This is a genomic window from Thiomicrorhabdus immobilis (assembly GCF_021654855.1).
GTDB classification, from domain to species: Bacteria; Pseudomonadota; Gammaproteobacteria; order Thiomicrospirales; family Thiomicrospiraceae; genus Thiomicrorhabdus; species Thiomicrorhabdus immobilis.
Window position 1 is genome coordinate 2,375,809 of sequence record NZ_AP024202.1, and the last position, 25,262, is coordinate 2,401,070.

General features: G+C 43.1%; 21 protein-coding genes. 4 read left to right on the forward strand and 17 right to left on the reverse strand.

Features of this window, described 5'->3' with window-relative positions:
- Positions 1-87 precede the first annotated feature (87 nt).
- The 14 genes from L6421_RS10695 to gspC form a co-directional block, all read right to left on the reverse strand.
- A complete protein-coding gene (locus L6421_RS10695; RefSeq protein WP_237261783.1) occupies positions 88-786 on the reverse strand; it encodes a response regulator transcription factor in 699 nt (232 codons plus the stop codon).
- 36 nt (positions 787-822) lie between these two features.
- Entirely contained in the window at positions 823-2,748 is a 1,926-nt protein-coding gene (locus tag L6421_RS10700; protein WP_237261784.1) for a sensor histidine kinase, read from the reverse strand.
- 51 nt (positions 2,749-2,799) lie between these two features.
- A complete protein-coding gene (gspN, locus tag L6421_RS10705; RefSeq protein WP_237261785.1) occupies positions 2,800-3,660 on the reverse strand; it encodes a type II secretion system protein N in 861 nt (286 codons plus the stop codon).
- A gap of 11 nt (positions 3,661-3,671) precedes the next feature.
- A complete protein-coding gene (locus L6421_RS10710) occupies positions 3,672-4,163 on the reverse strand; it encodes a type II secretion system protein M (RefSeq protein WP_237261786.1) in 492 nt (163 codons plus the stop codon).
- Positions 4,147-5,421 carry a type II secretion system protein GspL gene (gspL, locus tag L6421_RS10715; protein ID WP_237261787.1) on the reverse strand — a complete coding sequence of 425 codons (1,275 nt, stop codon included), beginning with the start codon at positions 5,419-5,421 and terminating at the stop codon, positions 4,147-4,149. The genes L6421_RS10710 and gspL overlap by 17 nt, the downstream gene beginning before the upstream one ends.
- Positions 5,411-6,469, reverse strand: coding sequence for a type II secretion system minor pseudopilin GspK (gspK, locus tag L6421_RS10720; protein WP_237261788.1), 1,059 nt, complete (start codon positions 6,467-6,469; stop codon positions 5,411-5,413). Before gspK ends, gspL begins: the two co-directional genes overlap by 11 nt.
- Positions 6,470-7,102, reverse strand: a complete 633-nt coding sequence (gspJ, locus tag L6421_RS10725; protein WP_237261789.1) for a type II secretion system minor pseudopilin GspJ — start codon at positions 7,100-7,102, stop codon at positions 6,470-6,472.
- On the reverse strand, positions 7,099-7,497 hold the full coding sequence (gene gspI, locus L6421_RS10730) for a type II secretion system minor pseudopilin GspI (RefSeq protein WP_237261790.1): 399 nt from the start codon (positions 7,495-7,497) through the stop codon (positions 7,099-7,101). Before gspI ends, gspJ begins: the two co-directional genes overlap by 4 nt.
- A 66-nt stretch (positions 7,498-7,563) precedes the next feature.
- Positions 7,564-8,091, reverse strand: coding sequence for a prepilin-type N-terminal cleavage/methylation domain-containing protein (locus L6421_RS10735; RefSeq protein WP_237261791.1), 528 nt, complete (start codon positions 8,089-8,091; stop codon positions 7,564-7,566).
- Between the two features lie 31 nt (positions 8,092-8,122).
- Positions 8,123-8,569: a type II secretion system major pseudopilin GspG gene (gene gspG, locus L6421_RS10740; RefSeq protein ID WP_237261792.1), complete on the reverse strand. Its 447-nt coding sequence runs from the start codon at positions 8,567-8,569 to the stop codon at positions 8,123-8,125.
- Between the two features lie 65 nt (positions 8,570-8,634).
- Complete coding sequence (gene gspF, locus L6421_RS10745) at positions 8,635-9,858, reverse strand: type II secretion system inner membrane protein GspF (RefSeq protein WP_237261793.1); 1,224 nt, start codon at positions 9,856-9,858, stop codon at positions 8,635-8,637.
- 28 nt (positions 9,859-9,886) lie between these two features.
- Positions 9,887-11,338 (reverse strand): type II secretion system ATPase GspE, encoded by a 1,452-nt coding sequence (gene gspE, locus L6421_RS10750; RefSeq protein ID WP_237261794.1) that lies wholly within the window; start codon positions 11,336-11,338, stop codon positions 9,887-9,889.
- A gap of 12 nt (positions 11,339-11,350) precedes the next feature.
- Positions 11,351-13,504, reverse strand: a complete 2,154-nt coding sequence (gspD, locus tag L6421_RS10755; RefSeq protein ID WP_237261795.1) for a type II secretion system secretin GspD — start codon at positions 13,502-13,504, stop codon at positions 11,351-11,353.
- Between the two features lie 12 nt (positions 13,505-13,516).
- Positions 13,517-14,329 (reverse strand): type II secretion system protein GspC, encoded by an 813-nt coding sequence (gene gspC, locus L6421_RS10760; protein WP_255695486.1) that lies wholly within the window; start codon positions 14,327-14,329, stop codon positions 13,517-13,519.
- A gap of 468 nt (positions 14,330-14,797) precedes the next feature.
- Between gspC and L6421_RS10765 the strand changes: the two genes are divergently transcribed.
- Positions 14,798-16,183: a mannose-1-phosphate guanylyltransferase/mannose-6-phosphate isomerase gene (locus L6421_RS10765; protein WP_237261797.1), complete on the forward strand. Its 1,386-nt coding sequence runs from the start codon at positions 14,798-14,800 to the stop codon at positions 16,181-16,183.
- A 436-nt stretch (positions 16,184-16,619) separates the two neighbouring features.
- On the forward strand, positions 16,620-18,353 hold the full coding sequence (olsF, locus tag L6421_RS10770) for a bifunctional ornithine lipid synthase OlsF (protein WP_237261798.1): 1,734 nt from the start codon (positions 16,620-16,622) through the stop codon (positions 18,351-18,353).
- A gap of 74 nt (positions 18,354-18,427) precedes the next feature.
- Here the strand turns inward: olsF and L6421_RS10775 are convergent, their stop codons facing one another.
- The 3 genes from L6421_RS10775 to L6421_RS10785 form a co-directional block, all read right to left on the reverse strand.
- Positions 18,428-21,712: an efflux RND transporter permease subunit gene (locus L6421_RS10775; protein ID WP_237261799.1), complete on the reverse strand. Its 3,285-nt coding sequence runs from the start codon at positions 21,710-21,712 to the stop codon at positions 18,428-18,430.
- Positions 21,709-22,767 carry an efflux RND transporter periplasmic adaptor subunit gene (locus tag L6421_RS10780; protein WP_237261800.1) on the reverse strand — a complete coding sequence of 353 codons (1,059 nt, stop codon included), beginning with the start codon at positions 22,765-22,767 and terminating at the stop codon, positions 21,709-21,711. Before L6421_RS10780 ends, L6421_RS10775 begins: the two co-directional genes overlap by 4 nt.
- A gap of 117 nt (positions 22,768-22,884) precedes the next feature.
- Positions 22,885-23,742 (reverse strand): TIGR01777 family oxidoreductase, encoded by an 858-nt coding sequence (locus L6421_RS10785; RefSeq protein WP_237261801.1) that lies wholly within the window; start codon positions 23,740-23,742, stop codon positions 22,885-22,887.
- A gap of 189 nt (positions 23,743-23,931) precedes the next feature.
- Between L6421_RS10785 and L6421_RS10790 the strand changes: the two genes are divergently transcribed.
- Together L6421_RS10790 and L6421_RS10795 are read left to right on the forward strand one after the other, a co-directional pair.
- On the forward strand, positions 23,932-24,762 hold the full coding sequence (locus L6421_RS10790) for an FAD-binding domain-containing protein (RefSeq protein ID WP_237261802.1): 831 nt from the start codon (positions 23,932-23,934) through the stop codon (positions 24,760-24,762).
- On the forward strand, positions 24,746-25,228 hold the full coding sequence (locus L6421_RS10795; RefSeq protein WP_237261803.1) for a hypothetical protein: 483 nt from the start codon (positions 24,746-24,748) through the stop codon (positions 25,226-25,228). The genes L6421_RS10790 and L6421_RS10795 overlap by 17 nt, the downstream gene beginning before the upstream one ends.
- The last annotated feature ends 34 nt before the right edge of the window (positions 25,229-25,262 follow it).

Genomic DNA, 25,262 nt, shown 5'->3' on the forward strand with positions numbered 1-25,262 from the left:
GATCTAGATAATAAAGAGGGGGAATTCATTTTATGTAGCATTGACGCCACAGACCTCTATACAAAAAATGAGAGTGTGGTGAGCTCGTTAAACAATATCAATCGGCTCTATAAAAGAGTACCCTATAGAATGTATTGTTTTGATGGGTTTTGTCTTATCCCCTGATACAGTTTCAATCTTTTGACGTAAACGTCTAATCAATACTTCTAGGCTTCTTAAGTCATAAGAGTCTTCTTTTTTATTTAAAGCAATAATCAACTCTTTTTTACTTACTGACTTACCAGGCATAATAGCTAAACGGTTTACCACCATTTCCTCAAGTTTTGTTAACTTGATGTGCTCTGCGTGATATCTATTCTTTAGAGTCCAATCTAATGTGTTTAACATCCATACCGCCTCATTTTTTTTAGGTATAACCACTTGTTTTTTATGCTGAACATTACGAATAATAGCAACCAGTTCTTCTAAAGCTATGGGCTTAATAAGATACGAATCAACGCCCAACTTAAATCCTTGAACACGTTCAACAACCTCTCCTCGAGCAGAGGTAATTATAATGGAAGCCTCTTCAGGTAACGGCTTGGTTTTTAGCCATTCCATTCCGTCATCACCCTCTAAATTAAGGTCTAATACCACCACGTCTGGACTGTTTTTGGCCAACCATTTTTGAGCATTCTGAAGATTACTAACCCCAACGGCAAAAGCATCTTCTAGATTTAAATAGGTGACAACAGCGTCACGTAATTCCACCTCGTCTTCAATGACTAAAACTGTTACACCTTTCATGACCTTACGATATCGCTCCTTAGTTAAAACTCGAAATTATGCACGTTTGAAGCACAAAACAAAACGGCTACCTTCATTATAATCTTGATCTACATAAACAGTTCCATCGTGTAGTTCCATAACTTTTTTAACTAAGAATAACCCTAGCCCAGTGCCACTAATATAGGCATCACTGTCAACGCGAACAAAACGTTCAAAAATTTTTTGTACATTTTCTTGGGCTACACCATCCCCCTGATCTTCTACATAGATAAAGATATTAATTTCTGTTACCACAATCTTTATGTGTATCTTACGACCAACTGGCGAATACTTAACTGCATTATCTACCAAATTATAGAGTGCCAATTTGAGCAAAACCGAATCTGCATGAATAGTGACAGCTTGTTTTTCAAAAGAAAATTGATGACTACTATAGATTTGTTTAATCATTTCTTCTAAAGACCCTAACCATTCGGCTAAATTAAACGTTTGAATTTCAAATGAAAACAGGTCATTTTCTAACTTATCCGAAATCAACCAATCATCAAACAACATCTCCATGCGTTGAGTGGTCATACTCATGGTATTTATACGATTTTGACAGTTATTTATCCCCTTTTCTGACTCTTTTCTTAACAATGCAAGCTGACTTTTAATAATCCCCAAGGGATTTCTGAGCTCATGGGTAATAAAGGAGATAAAGTTAGAATACTCGTTAACTAAAGCGCTCTGCTTTTTTAACATTTTTTCTAACTGAGCTGTTCGTGCTAAAACCTGTCTTTCGAGTAGTAGATTATTGTTTGTTTGTGTTTGAACCAAGTTGTGATTAGCAACCTCTTTCTCATCTTGTATTTGGAACATTTTGAGTGCAAGCAGATAAGCAAAAAAGGCAAACTCGATTATTGAGCCTGGAAAAGGTGCATTTCTTGTTAAGACGTTATAAGGCAACCACCCTAAATAAAGCATGGATAACACAATCATCCCTGAGAAAAAGGCAAATAACCCCACAACATATAAATTAATCTTACGCTCTTTGCGGGCGAGCGACTTGAATGACAAGTAAATAAGAACCAGCATGGTTATTGTTACCAACACATTGTGCAAGACAAAGCCCGTTTGTAGATCAACAGGAATAAGAACAATGACCAATACAAACAGTACAATCATTAGATTTAAGAGAATATGGCCTCGTGGATAATACAAACGGCTATCTAAAATTGATTGTGAAAACTTAATGAGAAAGACGAAAGAAATCGGCATAAATATATACAGAGCATTGTTAATCCACTCATTAAAAAACATTGGCACTAAACCATTGTATAACGCGACCCAAACCGAGTAACTTAAACTATAAAGACTATAGTAAATAAAGCTCATCTCTTTAAGATAAATATGCAACACTAAATAGAAAATCGACAACATAATCAGTGCCACAATCATTGAAGAGAACAGTATTGATTTTTTTAAGACTTGAGCATAAAACTCTTTTTCAGATGAAATTAATAGCGCGGCAAAAACACCTAACTGGCCGTCGAGTTGAACATAGATGGTTTTCTCTTCATTCGGGCGTAATTTAACAGAAAGATGGGGATAGGTGTCTAAGGTATCTTTATATTTAACATCAAGATGCAGCCCTCTGCTAAATGCTTGCCATTGATTGTTGACCTGTTCATAAAAAACGACTTTATGCAGAAAGGCTTCTGAAACCCAAAGAATTGGATTGATAACATTGTTAGAGATGTTTTGCAGTTCAATTTTAAACCAGTGGGTACGATTTGAATAACCTAAAGAAAAATGGTTTGACTGCGGTTGCCAATCGTTGTTTTCTATTACCTCAGAAAGCGACAACGAGTTTGATGGGTCTATATAGCTTTCAATGCTCATAAAATGGGGACCATACCCTCCTGATAGGGTGACCGCATTTGCATTTGTGGCAAAAACTAGAAACAATATCCAAAACCACAATCGCATCTGTTTCATTTAGCAACCTATCTCTATTAGCATCTCATTTATATTAAATGAGATGCTCAATTAAAACAAACGTCCTTGCAATTTGGCTACATAATTCACGGCTGATTTTCTTTGCATCAAAAATGCCCAATCTGGCAACTCTTTCTCTGAATCTGCTTTGAGGTTCAAATCTAATCGATAAGCATAACTTTTATTTAATGACGCCACTCCGTCCAATTTCCACCCCGCTTGCAACGCATCTAAACGGCTCTGAATACGCTCATCTTGTAATTCCACTTGAAGGTTCACCGTTGGAAACTTGTTATTCATGACGACTAAGTCATCAATTTGAATAGCTGACTGTAAAACACGAAACCACTTAGTCTGAACAAGATATTCTGTTTCTAAATGATTAATACTAACCAGGCCTACCAAACTTGGCGCAATAGGAGATGCGGTTATTTTGTTAACCGGCAACTTAGAGATTACATCTTTAAGATTCACAACACCACTCACACCAGAAAGATGAATCTTACGTGATTGAATTGAAGAGAAAACTCGTGTGGACAATTCTCCAGACACTACCGACTGGCCGAATTCCCACGAAATATCAGCCGATAGCTTTGTGATAAAAAGGGACATAATCTGTAAATCCCAAGAGACTTTACCAATGGGAATAACATTTGAAGTCGCCATTATTTTACTATCCTTCTGCTCGATAGCTAAATCGACTTCACCTTGCCAAACCGTTCCACGTGAAGCAAGGATTTTAATGTTTTGAGTGAGATTGATTTTTTGTTCTATCGTACTCTTTACAATTGGATTAGATAACAACCAATTGGCAGGCAGTTGCGATAGAATTGAGAAGAATAACGCCACAATAAAAAGTGAAGCCACCCCGATAATTTTTCTTTTCTTACGACCAAGTCTGAAAGTACGCACAGATGACATTCCTAATTAAGGGTAAATTGCATTTCAGCTTTCACAAACCCTGGTTCAAGCCAAGAGGCTTGTAATCGATTAGTCGCCACACCCTTTTGCTCAAGTAAACTCAACCATTTAAACAGCCTTGCGGCATCCACCTTATCAAAAGCCACTTTTCCGCCATTTTCGATGCTCTGCAGGGTTTTGATATCCTTAAATAGATTTTGCTGTTTAAGGCTACTCTGCAACTGCGTCATCAGCTGGGTTTGACTGGTAATTTTTAGATTGGCATTCAGCGCATTAGCTGGCAACTTTTGAATCGCCGGAATTTGATTGTTCAACCATTGCCATTCTTGCTGGGCACTCTGTAACTGTTGCTGGGCAATCTGTTTATTCGACACAATCGGTGACCAAATCAGCATGTACAAAATCACCACAACCAAAAACACGCCGAGCGCTTTTAATAATTTTTGCTCACGGCTATCTAAAGCAGACCAGGCCTGGTTAATTTGCATCCACATAAATCACTCCTTCAACAATATCCGCACTGACATTTTTCAATGTTAAACTCAATGTAACTTGAGAAGTCTCCAGGCCTGATGGATTGTTGTTTGCCGTTTGCGTGGTTTGCTGCGATAACGTCACAATCTTTTGTAAATCGGCAGAACTCGGCGCTGAAACCGTAAACGATAAACGTTTTGATTTTGCACTTTGCTGCCACTGCATTTGCTCAACCTTAACCGTTTTCACTTGGTTAAACCAAGGTTCAACCCGTTGTAAAACACTCACCAACTTTGCCGTGTTGTTATCATCAGCGGTCTGCTGTTTTAAATACGTCAAGGTTTGAGATTTAATGTTTACAATACGTTTGCTCTCAGGAAACAATCTCTTAAATAACTCGGTCGTTTTCTGTTGGGTATAGTCGGTTTGTTGTCGCAACTTTTGGGTTTGCAAGAGTGTTGTCGCCAAATGCAGCGACATAACCACCAAAGTCAACACGGCGACCCAACGCCAAGCATACCAACTGCCTTTACTGGCTGCATTCGCCTTATAGGCCAATTGACTTAAACTTAACGTTGCTACCTTTGACAAATTCTGTAAATGGCTACTCAACAAGCTGTTTGGGCTAACCTCGGTTTCAACGATTTTGGCTGTAGCAATACCCTCATGATTCTCCTTATCCGTCTCCAACGCATTCAGCATTTGCGTTTTAAGAGCGTCATACCAAGGTGTTTTACAAGCAAAACCATGAAATTGATCCGTTCTCACCAAACAACGGGCATCTTGTTCAACCACACCCCAAGAGCCGCCTTTCTGAGAGCCGTTTTGTGCAGGAATCCTGAAACAATCCGGAACCAATTGCACATGTCCCAAACCGTAAGACTCAACGATACGTTTCCAGTTTTTCATATCATCATGAGTGGCAATCGCCACTGAAACCAAACCTTCCGGTGTACGGTCATAAGCCACAAAATGATAATGCTCCACCGCTTCACTCAAACCTTCTTCCAGGGCATAAGGTAAAGCCGCCATCCATAAAGATTTACGCTTTCCCGGAACCATAACATCGGTCATCACCACTTTTTCAGTCGGCAACCAAACAATCGCAATCTCACGAGTCAAACGCCTTCCAGACTTCAACTTTGCGATAGTCTCTTCGCTATTCAGCAAAGAGCCATCTAGCCGACTGATCTGCAACTCACCATCCAAGCCAATACGGGCTACCAATGAATTTTTATCGACCGTTTCTGGTTGTTGATTAATTTTACTAAGCAACACTTAACCACCTTTGTACTAACGTCACTTCATTCTCACTTTTACGATTAAAGATAGAGGAAACCACCTGCTTCACCTCTCCATAATCCACTTGGGCTTGTAATAAAAAATAATCGGTTTTTACGGCAATCACATCGGTAGGCAAGTCTTTGACAATCTCTTCCGCACTGAATCCCGTTTGCTCTTCTAAGAAACTGTAAAAACGACTAATCTCTTCCGCAGGTTCCTGTTTTCTGACCTGTAACCACTGCTTGGCGATATCCTCTGTTAACCAATCAGTCAGAGCCATCAAGACCGGTACATCAGCAGTATTTACATTAATCGCCGTTACCGTTGGCAACGCCGCAAAATAACGTCCAATCTTGTCAAACTGCTGGGCAGTTAAAGCCTGCATGCCTTGCAAATTCTTCAGCTCCGAAACCATCACCATCGGCTGGTTAGCCGTACGGTAGGCTGGTTGATTAAGCAGATAACTATCGCTTTCCGCCCCCATAGCCAAGCGTTCATCATCGGCATCCACCCAATCCTGCACCACGTCGGCAAAACCAACCATCGATTGCTCGGGTAAGCTTTGCTCCAAATAACGCTCAATCATTTTTTTCCAAAATCCGCGCTGGGTTTCATTACCCACCAACACATTGTTTAGATTCAACTTGGCTTGCAAATCGGTCAATTTACCGCTGACTATCCCTTCTGCAAACGCCACCGGAATCAGTGGTTGCGCCCACTGTTCGGTAAGGTCATCGGTTTTATTATTCTTTAAATCCGCTTTTAAGCCTTTTTTAACCCAGTCTTCAAAACCGAATGCGACCGAAACCGAATGCGCCTGATGAATCATGTAACTACTGCGCTGAATATGTACCTGCTGGTCATACAGCAACTGACTCGATACCATGCTCACCAGCGCCACCACCAATAACACCGTTAACAAGGCAAAACCTTTCTGTGAGTTCACCGGAAGTTTGCCCGACACACCAGCCTTTTTCGATTGAGGATTTAGCAAACCCAGCAACCATTTGCCAATCATCTGTTTAGTCGTGCTATCCAGCATCTAATCGATTCCCATAAATAAACGCGTTATCGTGCCTAACGTTTTATGTTTTATGGTTACCCGGCTCGCTCTAGGTAAATCGGTTAAACCCAGGTTTGCTCTGGGCCAATCCTTGACCCACTCATTGCTTGAGGTCAACAACTCGATATCAAAACCCTCAATATCCGTCAGCAATTCGACCTTTTTCGGCTTTGTATCCTGCGCCCTATCCAAAACGGGCCACGTTAAACGATATAGGATACCGTCTTGCAACTGATAGCCAACACGTAATAAACCACCACTTGCATTAGGTGTTGGAAACTGTGCGATGCGTGTAAACTCAATCCCAATATCTTCACGATATTTAAATGCCGCTTGCCTCGAACCCAATTCATCTTGAATCGCACGGGGGACAATTTGAATGAAGTCTTGCTCCATCCACCAAATCGCACGCTGTAAATTCTCATTCTGCTTGCTGTGCTGTTCAACCGTGGTTTTGACATTCACCATGCTATCAATCGATTGATAAGCCAAAACGGCAATCACCGCAGAAACCCCCAACGCCACCAACAGCTCAATCAGGGTAAAACCTTGCTGCAATTTCATCTCGGAGGATCTCATAGCCTGACTGACATAACGAGATTGCGAATTCATTCAGGACCAACGACACTAAACAAATTGGCGACCACCGCATCTGAACCTTTTTCAGAAACCTTAACCGATAATTTATAGATTTCAGGAATAAAGGTCGGCTCGGTGGCAAACTCAACACTCCAATCACGGTTCAACATGCTTTCGGAACGCTTATTTTCAGATTGCGTTTTACCGAATAGTTGTTGCTCCACAATGGCATTTTCAGCCAACCAAGTCGCCACCACACGTGACTCAAGATGCGATTGATTGGATACCGTAATCCCCAAACTCCGACTGACCGCCGCCAAAGCAATCGCAATGATTGCCAACGCCACCATCACCTCAATGAGCGTAAAGCCGTGTAAGGTTCGGGTTTTTATGGTTGCAACAGAGGGTTTCATTGCTGGCTGGTTCATAAATTCATTATCTTTTTAAACTAACGTACACATTCAGTAGTTGGTTGGTTTCGGTTTAAATTGAGCTTACTGCTTAGCGAAAACCAAGGTTTCATCCCAACTTAAGGTCATTTCTGTTTTAGCGGTTGAGTCTGACGAATCGGTACCTAAAATTTTTAAATGAATCTTGCCGGCAATCGCTTCACCACTTGGCCAAAACACCCAACCAGGCCTGGGCAATTGCTGTTGCTGGACAAATGTTTCATCCAGCTCCCAGCTGACCATAAAACCGTCATGCCATGGAAATATGGCCAACTGTTCGTCTTCCAACCACTCACGGCTATTGAAGCGATAGGTCGTCAACCCTTGTGCATCTGGAACAATTAGATACATCTGTTGTCCAAACACCGCTTGGTCAGAAACCTGTTTAATATAGCTTTCGATTTTAGCCTGTTGATTATCAAGCAAGTCTTGGCTAAAACGTCCTAATGACAAAATCCCAACCGAGACCACAACACTCATAATCACCACCACGACCATCAATTCAATCAAGGTGAAGCCTTGTTGCTTTTTACCCTTGGCTGAGAGAACGTTTCGCGTGTCGGTTATTGGCATTAAATGACCCAAATGCTTTGCATCAAACTACTTATTTTATATTCCACTGACCAATCGTGGCATTAATGCCTTCGCCGCCATCGATGCCATCAGCACCATAGGTGAATAGGTCAAAATCTCCATGCTCTCCCGGCGACAGATACAAATATGGATTCCCCCAAGGATCAACCGGTACGTTATCCAATAAGTTCTTCCAATTTTTAGGTACCGGCTCCTCACTTGGTTGATTGACCAACGCCTCTAACCCTTGGTCGGTGGTCGGATAATTAAAGTTGTCTAATTTATAGAGCTTCAAAGCCGAAGAAATGGCGGAAATATCCTGTTTGGCTTTAACGATACGAGCCTCATCCGGGCGGTCCATCAAATTAGGGACGACCAGGCCTGCCAATACCGCCAAAATCACCACAACCACCATCAACTCAATTAAGGTGAAGCCTTTTTGGCGTTTTATTTTTTGTTGCTGCATTAAGGTTTTCATTCTTGCTTACCTTTTATTGATTGTAATAATTCTTTTTTTTCAGTCTGCCAGAGAGCCGAACGACTCTACTGCCCGACCATTTGATTCATTTCAAAAATCGGCATCATAATCGCCAACACCACGGTTAAGACCACCGCACCCATGATAATGATTAAAATCGGTTCCAATACACTTACCAAAGTATTCGCGGCGGTTTCTACCGAAAACTCGTAATGTTTCGCACCTTTAAGCAGCATCGAATCAAGCTGACCTTTACCTTCACCTGTTCTCACCAGGTTTAACAGCAAAGGCGGGAAAAACCCTGCCTTAATCATTGCCTGACCAACCGCTTCCCCTTCACGCACATCTTCCACCATCTTCAGCACCGCTTTCTTCAACGGTTCTAAAGTGACCACTTCAGCAGAGATCTTAAGGGCATCTTGAATGGCGACACCGCTGGAAATCAAGACCCCCAAAGTACGAGCCCAGCGTGCCGAGGATGAATAAATCAAAAACCGTTTCAATCCCGGTGTCTTCAATAACAGGGCATGCACTTTATAACGACCTTTTGGCTGACGTAACAACCAAATAAAAGCCCCCCAAACAGCTAAAATCAACGCCAACAACCAACCCCATTGATGTTGGATGAAGTCACTAAAACTCAATAAGCCTTGGGTTAAAGGAGGCAAGTCTTGCTGCATATTGTCAAAGACCTTCACCACTTTCGGCACCACGTAAATCATTAAAAAGAACACGATAACAACCGCCACGACCACCATCAGCACCGGGTAAATCAACGCCGTTTTCATCTTTTTATTCAACTGGTCACGTTGTTCAATCGATTCGGCCAAACGTGACAACACCTTGTCGAGATAACCGCTCTCCTCACCAGCCTGGATGGTGGCGATGACATCGGTAGGAACACGATAAGGCGCTTGATTCATGGCACTTGCCAAGCCATGTCCTTCAGCCACTTTGGTATGCAAGGTTGCCACAAAACGAGTCATCTGCTTGCTTTCCGCCTGTTGCGACATCGCTTTCAGCGCTTCGTTTAAAGGTGTTCCTGCATCCAGCAAGGTATAAAGTTCACGGGTAAACAGAGACAGTTCGGCTGTTTTTATTTGCGGGATAAACAGTGCGTTGTTTCCGCCAAGATGATGCTGAGCCGCTTTATTAATCGGCTCGATAGAAGTGGGTACCAGTCCTTGGTCACGCAAAAGCTGTCTTATCTGTTTTTCAGAATCGCCTTCCAACAAACCTTTCTTTTGTTTGCCGGATGCACTCAACGCTTTGTATTCAAAGGCCGGCATAAGATCTCTCCTCAGACAAGTTCATCATTTAACTCTGAGTCACTCGCTGAACTTCAGCTAAATTGGTCTGTCCTTTCAATACCGCCTGATAACCATTCTCTCTTAAAGAATGGGATTGCTTACGCACCACCGCCTCAATCTCCCCTTCGGGAATATTTGAATAAATCATGGAACGCAACTCATCATCCATCAAAAACAGTTCATACAAACCCATTCGGCCTTTGTAACCGGTGTATTGACACTTTTCACAGCCATTCGGACGATAGATGGTCGCTTGCTCAACCCCCAACACTTCACACTCAACCTTGTCGGCCTGATGCGGTGTTTTACAGTCACATAACTCACGCACCAGACGCTGGGCTAAGACACCCACAATACTCGATGACAACAAGAAAGGTTCGACCCCCATGTCACGCAATCGGGTAATGGCACCTACCGCCGAGTTAGTGTGCAAGGTTGAAAGCACCAAATGTCCTGTTAAAGAGGCCTGAACGGCAATATTGGCGGTTTCTGCATCACGAATCTCCCCCACCATCACCACATCAGGGTCTTGACGTAAAATCGCACGCAAGCCTTTGGCAAAGGTCATATCCGCTTTACTGTTCACCTGGGTCTGGTTGATACCGTCGATGTTGTATTCAATCGGGTCTTCAACCGTCATGATATTGCGTTGCGCATCATTTAACTGGGTTAACCCAGCATATAAAGTGGTGGTTTTACCCGAACCGGTTGGCCCAGTGACCAAGAAAATCCCATGTGATTTGGACAAGGCTTTTTGGATGCCTTTTTCAACTTCATCAGAGAGTTTGAGTTCTTTAAGGTTTAATCGCCCGGCACTCTTATCCAATAGACGCAGCACCACTCGCTCACCGTAACTGGAAGGAATCGTCGAAACCCTCAAATCAACCGCTCGCCCACCCAATTTCAAAGAGATGCGTCCATCTTGCGGCAGACGTTTTTCAGCGATATCCAAACGCGCCATAACCTTGATACGGGACACCAGCATATTCGCCAAAGCAATTTTAGGAGTCAAAACGGTTTTCAATAAGCCATCAATGCGGAAACGGATGCGTAGTTGATTTTCAAACGGCTCAATATGAATATCGGAGGCGCGTGAACGAATGGCTTCGCTTAAAATCGCATTCAGCAATTTGATAATCGGCGCCTCATCTTCGCTATCCAATAAATCTTCCGGCTCACCCACTTGCGCAAAAACCGAAGCTAAATCTTCGGTTTCAATAGCACCAATGGCTTCCATCGACTCTTTACCGTGGGTCGAATAGTTGGACTGAATTGCCATATCAAACGCGGTCTTATCAATCTTTTTCAGCTCAACATCACAATTGACAAACTGGCGCTGTAATTCCAATAAGGCACTCGCAGGGGTTTCATCGGTAAACTGCAGTAGCAACCCCTGTTCAGTGTTATTCAATAACACCTTATTCTTATTGGCAAAGCTAAACGAAAGCGAGACATTCATAATGGTAATTCCCTAAAACCCTAACAGCTCTTCAGTCGAGGTTTCGTAAATCAATTTGTCTTTTGGCTTATCCTTGGTAGCAGGTTTACTTTGCGCGGCAGCTTTAGCCTTTTCAGACTCATCGAATGGTTGGGCCGGCTCACTTTTTTTCCACTGTTCCAAAGTAGGTAATCGTGGACGTAAACCTTCCAATAGGTTTGCATCATCTTTACGCAACATAGCGTCTTGCTCTTGATAGACGTAGTTATATTTTTTCTGACTATAGTAATCACTCATCTCATTATTACGAATAATCACCGGGCGTAAAAACACCATCAAATTCACTTTTTCGCGCTGGTCTTGCGATGAACTGAACAAATTACCCAATACCGGCAAATCACCCAAGCCTGGTACTTTAGATTTAGAACGGGTCTCTTTCTCGTTAATCAAGCCACCTAACACCACCATATTGCCATCACCCACAATCACACGTGTTTTGATTTGGCGTTTAGAGGTCTGAATATCAACCGCCTCACCCTTATCAATGACATCAGAAACCTCTTGATCGATTTCTAGATAGACCTCGTTACCCTCATTAATCTGCGGTTTGACTTTAAGTTTCAGACCCACGTTTTTACGCTCAATCGTGGTGAACGGGTTGGTTACCGTGGTGCTGGTGCTGGCATAAGAACCAGTTTGGAAAGGCACCTCTCTACCCACCAAAATCTCAGCTTCTTCGTTATCTAACGTTAAGATGGATGGGGTTGCCAAAATATTCGATGCCGAATTGGTATTCAAGGCACGAATCAACGCCCCCCAACCAGTGTTGTCAGGATTGACCTCTCCACCACCTAAGGTAATGCCTCGACCAATCACTTGTGATTGCGCCAATAAATCCCCTGAATTACCAATCAATGCCGGAATCGCGCCAGAGAAATTCACCAGGCCTGCTCCACTTGAGCCACTAATCCCCCATTCAACACCCAGTTCGGCGGCTTTATCGGCGGCGATTTCCACAAAAATCGCTTCAATTAACACTTGAGCACGACGAATATCCAACTGTTTGATTACGCTTTTTAGGCCATTTACCACGGTGGTCGGCGCACTGATGATAATGGCATTCATACGTTCATCGGCTTCGATGCTGATTTTTTCCTGCAACTCGTTTTTATTTAGAATAGACGTGTTCAATCCTGTCACTTGTGCTGGCAAACCTTCAACCGGTGTAGCTGGAGGTGGCGTAGCACTCGACTCCTCAGACTGTACCTGAAGCGCCTGATTACCGGCGATTTTCTGTAAAACCGGCGCAATATCCGCCGCTTTCGCATATCGCAAATAAATGACCTGCACACCGCCTTCGGCATCGACCTTGACATCCAAATCGGCAATCAAGGCTCTCAACATCATGCGCTTGATTTCATCACCGCTTAAAATAACGCGGTTTGAACGCGCATCAAAACCGATGGTGACATCCACACCACCTTGGCCTTTTGGCACCACACTCTTCAAAGTCTTGGCCAAATCGACCGCTGAGGTATACTTGATTGGAATGACTTCATAGGCCCCTTTCACATCAACATCAACCCGTTTCAAAATACTTTTCAGACGTTTGATATTGGAAACCGTATCCGACACAATCAGTTTATTGCTTTCGGTCAGCGCGACCAAATGCCCCTCTTTTGCCACTAACGGACGTAGAACGGCGACTAACTTACTCGCTTCGACATTACGAATCGTGATGACTTCGGTCACCCAATCCTCGTCATATTCATTCCAGGTACGGTAAGGGATTTGGTCACGGGCGATGTTCGCAGGTACCACCTTAATCACGCCATCGGTTGGCACAGCGACATAACCGTAAACATTCAAGATGGCTAACAGTGAATCATAAAGCTCGTCTGGTTCCATGCCTTCTGGAGCGATAAACGTCACATTGCCTTTGACTCGCGGATCGATAATGAAGTTTTTGCCGGTAATCTTAGCCACGGCTTCAATCACGGTCTTGATATCCGCCTGTTTAAAATTCTGTTTTAAGGTACCTTCCGCTTGAACTGGCTGAGCATTGGTGGCCAACAGCGCAAAACTTAACGCAACCACACCAAAGGAACTAAATAGAAATTTCAAGAAACCACGGCTATCTCGCATCGCTCTTTTATCCATATCGTAAGCTAATAATTTCATATTCATCTTTTTATCCATCTAATCCAGTTGCACCAAAACACTCTGTTCTTGGCCATTACGTTCAATTGTTAAATCTAAATCTGTTTTTTGGAGCAGCTCTTGCCATAAAGTTGGCGACTTGACCAACTCCTCGATAGCGTAACCACTCACCATCTTAAGTTCGTCACCAGGTTCAAAACCTAAGGAGGCGAAAATCTCCCTCTCGGCCTGCGGCCAAACCTTAACCGCCGTGACCTTGCCATCCTTTTGAACCATCTGGAAACGCACATAACGCATTATGGAGATAGGGTTTTTTATGGCATTCTCTTTCACCGTTTTGAGTGTTTGCAACTGCTTTTCAGTCAAGTCAACAGACACCTCTTCACCTTGACTAAAAACCACGTCACCCTCAACCATCTGCAAAGTCTCTAACAAGCCATTATGACTGATGACAACATAGTCCGAATGCACCTCTTTCAGCACCACTCCATCTTGAATAGTTTCTTCTAAACTGAAACTGAAATTTTGCGAACCTTTTTCAATAATGGCGATGCTATTATTCGGAGCGACCAACACCCCCAAGAGCTTCAGATTAAGCCGAGTCTTTTGAACATTCTCAGTGTTCAATAAAGGTTGATCTGAAGCTATTGGTGCGCGGCCAAACAGATAAATGGGCGAGGCAACGCCAGAAACCGAAGCAGAGGTGGGTTGTGATTGTATGACAGGCATAATCAACTCCTGTTTAGGAGTTTCCAGCATAGTCCAAAACAACTTTGCCAACATCCATGAGATGGATAATAACAATAGAAGGGAAAGAGCATTTACTACTTTATTTCTAAATAAAGAATCCAAGAAAACCTCAAAAGTTGTGTTATTTCAACGAAAAATCCGTGCTGAATTATTTTCAAACCAGGCATAGACAACAATCATAAAGCCAATTATCTTACGATTCAAAAAAGGCGCTTAGAAAGTTATTCTAAATCAAATCCACCAACCACTAGCCATTAAACTTAGAACAGTCACTGAAAATTAAACCAAGCGTAATAAATCTGACACAGTAATCGCTCAAAAAAGGACTAGTATATATACTAATTTTTAAACACTCAATCACCCTTTTTGATGATGGCGTTGCTAATTGCCCGGTAGCTTGCCATAGTGACCGGCTATCAAGTGATGGAAACCTTGTGACATCACCACACCAAGCCAATTTGACTTTACCTCAAAGCGTACAATATTTTTTATTATGGATTCAGCTTTGGCATAATACTGAACATCACTCGTTTAAACCACACTTTGGCAACTTCAAAATTGAGAGCAACCATGATCAATATCATTCTATGCGGCGGTTCAGGAACACGTCTTTGGCCTTTAAGCCGTACTATGCTACCTAAACAATTTGTGCGCTTGTTTAATAATCACTCGTTGTTTCAAGATACCGTTTTGAGAAACCAGCCAGTGTGTTCACATACCTTTGTCGTATCCAATAATGAACAATATTTTTTAGCCGTTGACCAGTTAAACCAAATCACCGCCGATTCCGCCCAGTTCCTATTGGAACCGGTCGGCCGCAATACCGCCCCTGCGATTGCGTTGGCGTGCATGGCATTAGATGCAGATGATTTGGTGTTAGTCACCACCTCTGACCATTTGGTTAAAGACCAAGCGGCCTATGAAACCGCGGTAATTCAGGCTAAGGCTTTAGCCGAACAAAATAACCTAGTGACCTTTGGCATCAAACCGACTTATCCGGAAGTGGGTTTTGGCTATATTGAAGCCGACGGCAATGATGTTTTATCCTTTAAGGAAAAACCCGATGCTTTAACTGCCCAATCTTATATTGAGCAGGGTAACTACTACTGGAATTCTGGCATGTTCTGTTTTAAAGCGGGTGTGTTTTTAGCTGAACTTCAAAAGTATGCGCCAGAAATGTACCAGGCCTGTTTAGATGCCATGCCCAAAACAGGCTGCAAAACTGAAATTCGCATTGATTTAGAGATGATGAACGCCATTTCTGAAGACAGCATTGATTATGCGGTAATGGAAAAATCGAACAAGGTCAAAGTTGTGCCTTGTGACATGGGATGGTCTGACTTGGGAAGTTTTGATGCGTTATTTGAAGAAGTCAAACAACCAGGCCAGGATAATGCGGTTTTACCGCGTTTAGAGGATTCTCCAGAACCGATTTGTATCGACTCTAAAAACAACCTGATTGTGGCTCGTGAACGCCAAATTGCCTTAGTGGATGTGGAAGATCTATTGGTGGTAGACACTTCTGATGCGATTTTGATCTCTAAAAAAGGTAGCTCACAAAAAGTCAAAGAGGTGGTGGCGCAAATCAAAAAACAAACCCCTGAACTGACTGAGATTCACCGCCTTGCCCATAGACCATGGGGGACTTATGAGGTATTGCAAGATTCCCAACAATACAAGGTAAAACGTATCGTGGTTAAACCCGGTAGCAAGCTGTCTCTGCAAAAACACTTCCACCGTAATGAACATTGGATTGTGGTGTCCGGAACAGCAACGGTAACGGTTGACCAAAACGTATTTTTTGTTAGACCGAACGAATCCACCTACATTCAAATGGGGCAACTGCACCGCCTAGAAAATCAAGGCAAAATCGATTTGGTCATGATAGAGGTGCAAGTGGGTGAGTACACCGGTGAAGATGATATCGTACGAGTGGATGATGACTACGGTCGATAAATATAAAACCACGCTATTGAAAGCCCTTGTCAAGAAGCCATTGTTAAGTAGCTATTGTTAAGTAGCCATAGAATCAAACTCAGAATCAAACTCATTTGGAACTATGGCTAACCTATTCGTGTCATACCAACCATACACAACCATAACCGATACAAAACCATACGAATCGCCATTACCTGAAAGCACGCCTTAAACCTTAACTTTAGCGCCTGTCGTAACATCCTTAATCTCACCATTCGTTGACTTCCCTATTATTTTTCCCACTCTAGGCAATCAAGCAATCAATAAACTACCTTTATACTTAATAATAATTTTTGCTTATAGGCGTGCTAATAACTTCAATTAGATATCTTCGTAATATTCACTATAGTAACTATCTCGATGACACAATGCATCAACGCTAAAGAATTGCAAAAGAGCACCTTAAGGGAAATGAATGTTAGATATTGAAGCAACATTAGATAAAAAGTTTCCACAGCTGAATCAATCCACCAAAGGTAGATTGGCCAAAAAAATCATTAAACGATTTTCACATGAAGATGAGATTAATCAATTCATTCGCAAACACCCCCATTTGGAGGGTAGCGCTTTCATTCATAAAGCTTTTGAACATTTTAATTTCTCTTATCGTATCTGCTCCACATCTCGAAAAAACATCCCATCCCAAGGTCGGGTCATTATTGTCGCAAACCATCCTATAGGCACTCTAGACGGCATGGCTTTAGTTGATATGGTGCGTAGCATTCGCAAGGACGTCAAAGTGGTTGCCAATGAGCTGCTGTACCAAGTCAAACCGTTAAGATCGTGTTTCTTTCCGATTAATAACATGTCACCAAACGCTTCTCATAAAACCCAGTTCAAGGCGATGACGGAAGCGCTAAATGCAGATCAAGCGGTGATTATCTTCCCCGCTGGAGAGGTTTCCCGCTTAGGGCGCAAAGGCATTAAGGATTCCGAGTGGAAAACCGGCTTTTTGAAGCTGGCGAAAAAAACCAATAGCCCGATTTTACCGCTGCACATCGAAGCACGAAATTCCGCTTTTTTCTATGGACTTTCCATGCTCTACAAGCCATTGAGTACTATGTTGTTGGTGAATGAAATGTTTAATAAGAACAATCACACCATCGGTTTGAAAACGGGAAAACTTATCCCGATTCAGGCAATTGAAAACAGCGAATTACCACTCAACCAATTAGCCCAAAAAATCAAGCAATGTGTTTATAAACTAAAAAGTAAAAAGGAATATCAACCGGCTTTCACCACCGTAGATACGATTTCGCACCCTGCCTGTCGTCAATCCATTCGAAATGAACTGAAAACTCAACAGCACCTCCTAACCACACCAACAGGACTGGACCTCTATATTGTCGACTACAAAGCCGATTCCGCACTCATGCATGAACTGGGTCGGGTAAGGGAACTGACCTTCAGAGCGGTAGGTGAAGGAACCGGGACTTGCTGGGACCTAGATCAATATGACCAGCATTATCGCCATCTTATTTTATGGGATGACGCCCACCTAGAAATCGCTGGCGGCTATCGTTTGGGAGAGTGTCAGAAACTCATTGAAAAACATGGTCAGGACAGCTTATACATGAACCACATGTTCACCCTGCAGCCCAGCATAAAACCTTATTTGGAACACACCCTCGAATTGGGGCGTTGTTTTGTTCAACCTAAGTATTGGGGGTCGCGTGCACTGGACTACCTTTGGTTTGGAATGGGAAGCTATCTTAGCCAAAACCCGCAAATCAAATACCTAATGGGCTCAATCAGCTTGAGCAATAGCTACTCCGAATATGCCCGAGAGCTGATTGTGAGTTATTACAACACGCAGTTTCCTATGGAAGGTGAACTGGCAAATGCTAAATGTCCATTTGTCGTTTCTGAAGAGATACAACAGATTGCCAACAGTGAATTCACCGGCAGTTACGCCGAAAGTTTTGCACGTTTGAATGATTTATTAGAAGCCCGCGGTGAAAAGCTGCCTATGCTGTTTAAACAGTATGTGGAACTGAGTGATGATAAGGGAACACGTTTTATCGATTTCAACGTGGCTCCCGATTTCTGCAATGCAATTGGTGCATTAGTGGTATTCGAGCTTGATAAAATCAAAGAGAGTAAGAAAAAACGTTATCTGAACGGTTTTTCTAAAGAAAATGTTGCGTAAATTCTACGGTTAATTGCTTTATTTTAAAGTGACCAGGCCTGGTCACTTTCTGTTTATCTTTTTCATTTGTAATATCAATTCCGTTTATTCCGCGCTATAGAATCCAAATAGGCCTTGCGATAACTTTCATCGCCATACCAAAAAATATACAAACGGCGTTTGAACTCTAACTTATGCCAAGCAACCATTAATGCCTGCTGCAGGTTTTTCCAAAGCGGACGGTAAATATATTCATGCTTTTCAACTTGCTGATTCAGTTCAGCGCGCCCCAAGACCCACCACAACTTTGCTTGCGTTTCAGCCTTTTGCTGAACAAGCGGGATTTTCTCATTGTATTCCGCCAAATAGCTATAGGCGACAGGCACAACAATCAAGGTTAAAACCGTTGAACTGATCATGCCACCAATGACCGCAACCGCCAGTGGCGCATTCGCATCACTCCCCGCACCAAAACCCATGGCCGCAGGCAACATGGTAAATATCACGGTCAATGAAGTCATCAACACAGGACGTAAGCGGATTGGACAGGCCTGCTTAAGCGCGGTTACCGCATCTTGACCTTCGGCAACAAATTGATTGGTTAAATCCACCAATAAAATCGCATTTTTGGCGACCAGCCCCATCAACAACACCAAACCGATCATTGAGAAGATATTCAACGTCAAACCGGTTAGCCACAGCGCCAAGATTCCTCCTGCGATGGCAAGAGGTTGAGCCAGCATAATAATCAACGGTTGTACAAACGCATTGAACTGACTGGCCAAAACCATATACACCAACAACAGCGACAACAATAGACCTACCAACATATAGTGTGAGGTTTTTTTAAGCTCTTCGGCTTGCCCGGTCATCTTGATCTGGTAACCGCCAGGTAACAGACCTTCCGTTTCTGAATTCAAGATTTTTATCGCTTTACTTAAACTCACTGTCGGAGCGCTAAAAAACATACTTGCATAAGCTAAGTCATAACGAGGCACAACCGCCGCGGCAGGCTGCTTGACCATGGTTGCAACCGTATCCAATGAAACCAACTGCCCGGTTTTTGATTTAATGAATATTTTTGAAAGGTCTTTTACCTGATTGAGTTGACCGTCGATGGCTTTAAGCTGCACATCATAGCGATCCGCGACTTGGTTTCTTTCACTATACTTGGCAAGCTGTACACCTCCGGCAAGCACATTGATCGCCTGGGCAACCGATTCCGAGCTCAACCCCAACAGTGCAGCCTTCTGGCGATTCACCTCAAAATTGACTTGTGGCAAAGCCATCTGCAAATCCAGATCCAATTCGCCCAGTTCTGGGTGTTTTTGTAAACGTTTCAATAACGTCTCACTTAATACCGAAACCTGCTGTAAATCGGGGCCTTGAATCACAAAACGGAACGGCTCACCACGTTGCCCACTCATCATCGGCAATGGGGAAACAAACGATTTCACCCCCGCCAATGTATTTAACTGCTGTGATAGGCTTTGCATGATTTCGGTCATATGTATGTCACGCTCAGAAAATTCATCTAAACGGACCACGATTCGCCCCTCATTGACCTGGCTGGTTTGCCCTGTACCAATACTCGAAAATACGGCCGCAACCCCCGGCGTGTTCTGCAAGACCGTTTCCAAATCCTCTAGACGCTTTTCGGTATACGCCAAACTTGAACCCAAAGGTGCCTTGAAATTAACGATAAACTGCCCCTGGTCTTGCTTGGGCATAAAACTTGAACCTAATTGTGTTGCCAATAAAAAACACAACCCGACAATGCCGGCGGTCCACTGCAAAGTCTTTCTACGATTCTCCAACGCTTTAAATAGCCAGGCCTGGTAAGTTCGTTCAATACTGATAAACGCGTTATCCAACCAAACAAAACGCTTTGAATCCGATTTATCAACTCGAAGATAACGTGCGCTCAATACTGGAATCAATGTCAAAGACACCCATAATGAAACCAAGATTCCAATGGTGACCACAACACCAAACTCCTTGAAGAAGCGGCCGATGATGCCCTCCATAAAGATAACCGCCATAAAGATGGACACCAAGGTTAAAGAGGCGGCAATCACCGCGAACTGAACTTGCTGGGTTCCCTTTAATGCCGCATCACGCATTGAAATACCTTCGGTTTCCGCCACTCGGTGGATGTTCTCCAACACAACAATCGCATCGTCCACCACAATCCCAATCAACAGCAACAAGGCCAACAAGGTCATGGTATTGAAGGTGAAGCCGGCAAAATACATCACCGCCACCGCTCCCAACAAGGAAACAGGAATGGAAAGTGAAATAATCGCCGTCGCCCGGATATTCTTCAGGAAAAGCCACATCACTATCGCCGTAAGCAGGGTTCCCAACCATAGATGCTCTTTCATCGACTCTAAAATCAGCTGAATAAAACTCGCATCATCACTGGCAATCCTTAAGGTAACACCCGGTTCCAGGTTGGGTAAAATATCACGTTCCAAGCGGATCTTGGCCTCATTCACGATATCGACGGTATTGCTTCCCGAGACTTTAATCAGACCGATGCCCACTGTTGGACTCCCCTGAAAACGGGCTAACTTTCGTTTATCCGCCAGGCCTGAAACCACCTTGGCAACATCTTGGAGCTGTACGATGGTATTGCCGCGTTGGGCAATAGGTAGGGTTTTTAAGGTTTCAATCTGATGGAATTCCGCATCCAGTTTAATGAGATACTCCTGCTCACCATGCGTCAAAAATCCTCCAGGAAGCTGAAAGTGTTCATGTTCAATCGCGGACATCACCTCCAACACACTCAAACCATAGGCGTTTAAACGATCAATATCCAAATCGATACGAATGGTGTGCTTTTGTTCCCCCCCTAAAACCACCTGACCCACGCCGTCGATATTCTCTAAATAGCGTTTAATCTGATTCGTCGCGATTGCGTTCAATTGCTGCAAGGTTCGATTGCCTTCCAGCGTCAACCAAATAACTGGTGCGCCACCCGCCTCGACTTTAGCCACCTGCGGGGTCTTAATATCGTCGGGGAGTTGATTTAGAACCTGATTGACTTTGGCTTGAACCTCGTTGAAAGCCACATCAATATCTTTTTCTAACCGGAAGGTTAAATACACCTGCGAAATACCGGGAGAGGATTTTGACTGGATATGCTCAACCCCAGGAATCGCATTGACTTGGGATTCAATCACTCGGGTAATACTGGAGTCGATGATTTCTGGATTAGCCCCCAACATGACCGTGCTGACCGAAACCATCGGAAACTCAACGGATGGATAACGGTCCAAACCAATACGCTCAAAACTCATCCAGCCAAAAACCACAATCAACAAACTCATCATCCAGGCAAATACCGGACGGTTCAGAGAAAGCTTAACCAAATTCATCGCTGAATCTCCACCTTAGCACCCGCCGATAAAAACCTCGCACCATCCAATGCGATGACTTCTCCCGCCTTTAGACCCGACACAATCTGTGTGCCCTTGTCAGAGACCAAGCCGGTAACTACCAAACGTTCTTCAATCTTGACCTTGTTTGATTTAGCCTGTGAATGCACCACATACACCACTTGCCCAATGGGTCGCTGCACAATCGCCTGCTCAGGAACAATCAAGGAATTAGGGTGTTTCTGTAAAATAAGATCCGCTTTGACACTGGCGCCAGGCAGCCAGCCCAAGTTGTTTTCAAAGTTGGCGAAAACTTCAATCGCCAAACTATTGGCTTCAATCTGTGGTCTCAAATAATTTATTTTGGCCTTAATGGGGGTTCCAGAACTGGCCTCGGAATGTAGATAAACGGTTTGACCGATCTTGATTTGCGATGAGAGACGTTCAGAAAAAGGCAGGCGCACTCGTAACTGATTGACCTCCACCACTTTAAAGAGCGGCGTTCCAGGTGACACATAGCTACCGATAAAAATCATACGTTCATCAATGACACCTTCAATCGGGCTATAAATTTGAGTCTGTTTTACCCGAAGTTCCGCTGCACTGGCCTTAGCTTTCGCATAATCCAACTGAGAGAGCAGTGAATCGTTTTCCGAAACGACCTTATCGTAAGCAGAACGATCCACCCCTTTTTTTCTCAACAAGGCCCGATAACGGATGACCTGATTGGTTTGCAGTTTAACCAGTGAAGTCAAACGACGCACTTCTGCCTGAGCCTCTTTTAACTGCAAATCGTAACTTGCGCTATCCAGTTGAGCCAACAGGGTATCTTTGGTGACGAAATCACCGATTTTGACTTTGATATCCAACACCCTGGCCGTCAACTCAGCCGCGACCACCGGTGACTGCAAAGACTCAATCTTGCCTACCGTTTCAATACGGTCTTCGATATCGGTTTCAATAACGGGATGGACTGTAATAAAAATATTTTTGGCGAATAATACAGACGGAAACATGCTCAATATAAAGAGCGAACAGAAAATGCGAATAAACATACAAAACCAGATTCAATAAAGTAATCGGTATTCTAGTGGTACGCATAAATAATTAACAATCAAACAAATTGATTATGGGATTAACTGCAAGCCCGCTCACTTAAAAGAGGGAGATATTCAGTCATGTAAAATTTGCTGCAATGCACCATCTATCTTGGGGTATAAAAAATAAAAACCCTTTTCAAGCAACGCCCTAGGTAAAACCGCAGAGGAATGGGTCAAGACTTGTGCCCCCTCTCCAAACATCAACTTCAATTGAAACTCGGGCAACGGCAACCAAAAAGGTCGATTTAGGGTCTGCGCTAAACATTGACCAAATACTCTATTTGTTACCGGATTAGGTGAAGTTAGATTAAACACCCCGCTAAATTCAGGATAATCAATCAGGTAATTGACCGCTCTGGCTAAATCCTCAATATGGATCCAGCTAAAACATTGCTGTCCACCCGCCACCGGACCTCCTAAACCAAACCTGAATGGTGGCAACATTTTTTGTAAAGCGCCTCCATTTTTACCCAACACCACACCAAAACGCATAATGACCGGCTTGGGACTCAACGCCAAACTAGCTTGTTCCCATTGCTGGCTCAGCTCACCTAAAAATCCGCTACCGGCTTTTGTACAAGTTTCATCCACAGGGTGCTGGCAGTCGCTTTCGGGATAAAACCCAATCGCAGAGGCGGAAAAAATACGTTTTGGTGGGTTTTGACAGGCCTGTAAACTCTGCTTAAGTTTTTGGTTTGTTATAGTACGACTCTCCAATAGTGCGGTTTTGTATGATTTGCTCCAACGCCTACCAATATTCTCGCCCGCCAACATGATCAATAGATCTTGGTTTTCAAGACAGCTACTTAAATCGAAGCCGTCTTGAAAAGCTTCTCGACCATAAACCTTCACATCGAACCCTTGCTCAAGTAAGTCGGCTTCAAGGTAACGGCCCACAAACCCGGTTCCACCCAAAATCATAACTTTCATGATTACCACCTCACTGATTACCCGTTGGTCACTCTGACAACAATTTTAGAAAATAAGTATACAATACCTATACATTAATAATACAATATTTCAATGGCACGTGTAATATTTATGAAAATAGACGATTTAACCAATACGTATCTCGCTATTTATCAAGCCATTTATCAAATTACGCTACAGGAATAAAACATGCTATTTTATGAGACTTTACTTGACGGGAAATTCGTTCCAGTAACGCTTGAAGGCAAAAATCCTCGCGAGCGTTTTACCGACTGGGTGTTGTTGGATACCCCCTTTGTTGCATCGCCTATCAACGGCGGAATGAAAGAGGCGCAAGAAAAATTGGCAGCCCTTGATGTGATTGCTTACCAAAAAACACGCAACCATTTGGATGGAGCGGTCAGCGGCTTATCCCCTTACATTGAACACGGTTTAATTCAAGCCGATGAGGTATTGAAATTCATCGACAGTAATCACGCCCGGATAGAGGCTTATCATTTTTTACAACAACTGAGTTGGCGCGCTTTTTTTGAACAAAAATACCTAGAAGACCCTTCTTTGATTTGGAAAGATGCTGGCGATTACAAAACCGGATTCAAAGCAGACGATTATGCCGACAAACTGCCAAAAGACATCCTAAATGCCAAAACACCGGTCGCGGTGATTAATCAGTTTATTGCGGAGCTTTATCAAACGGGTTATCTGCATAATCACGCTCGCCTGTATTTAGCTTCTTATATCGTGCACTGGCGCAAAATCAAATGGCAAACCGGTGCCAAATGGATGTTAAGCCATTTGCTTGATGGAAACTTAGCCTCCAATAACTACTCTTGGCAATGGGTTGCCAGTACGGGCAGCAACAAACCTTATATTTTCAATTTGGACAATGTCACTCAATTTGCCAGCAAACAATACCAAACCCAGCGGTCGTTAAACCTGGAAATCGATAAACCTTACACTCTTTTAAAGAAACAGCTGTTCCCGAACGTGAAGGAGTTTCAAAATGAAAAAAAACATTGATACTTTAGTTTGGTTAACCGCAAGCCAGTTGAACGCCAACCACCCTGTTTATGAGCAAATTGACGGCCGCGTGGCCACCTTGTTTATTTGGGATGATGAGCAATTTCAAAAGATGGGGTTTTCAATCAAACGCCAATATTTCATTTGGCAGTGTTTACAGGATTTTAAAAAACGCAATTTAATGGTGATCAAAGGCGAGACCGACCATGTGTTAAAGTCTATCTACCAAAAAACCCCGAAGATTAAGATTATCACCCCTGAAGATAAACGCTTAGATTACAGCCGATGGTCATTCATCAATCGGTTGAATCAACCCCAGTTTTTGGTCTACCAAGGCAAGATACCCTACGGTTTTTTTAAATTTTGGAAACAAGCTGAACAGCAACTGTTCCCTAAAAAATACCCAGCGCAATCGCATGTCAAAGCAAGTATTCCAAGCAACATTAATCAGTCATCGGCAGTGTGAAGAAGATGCGACTAAAATAACTACCAGGCCTGGA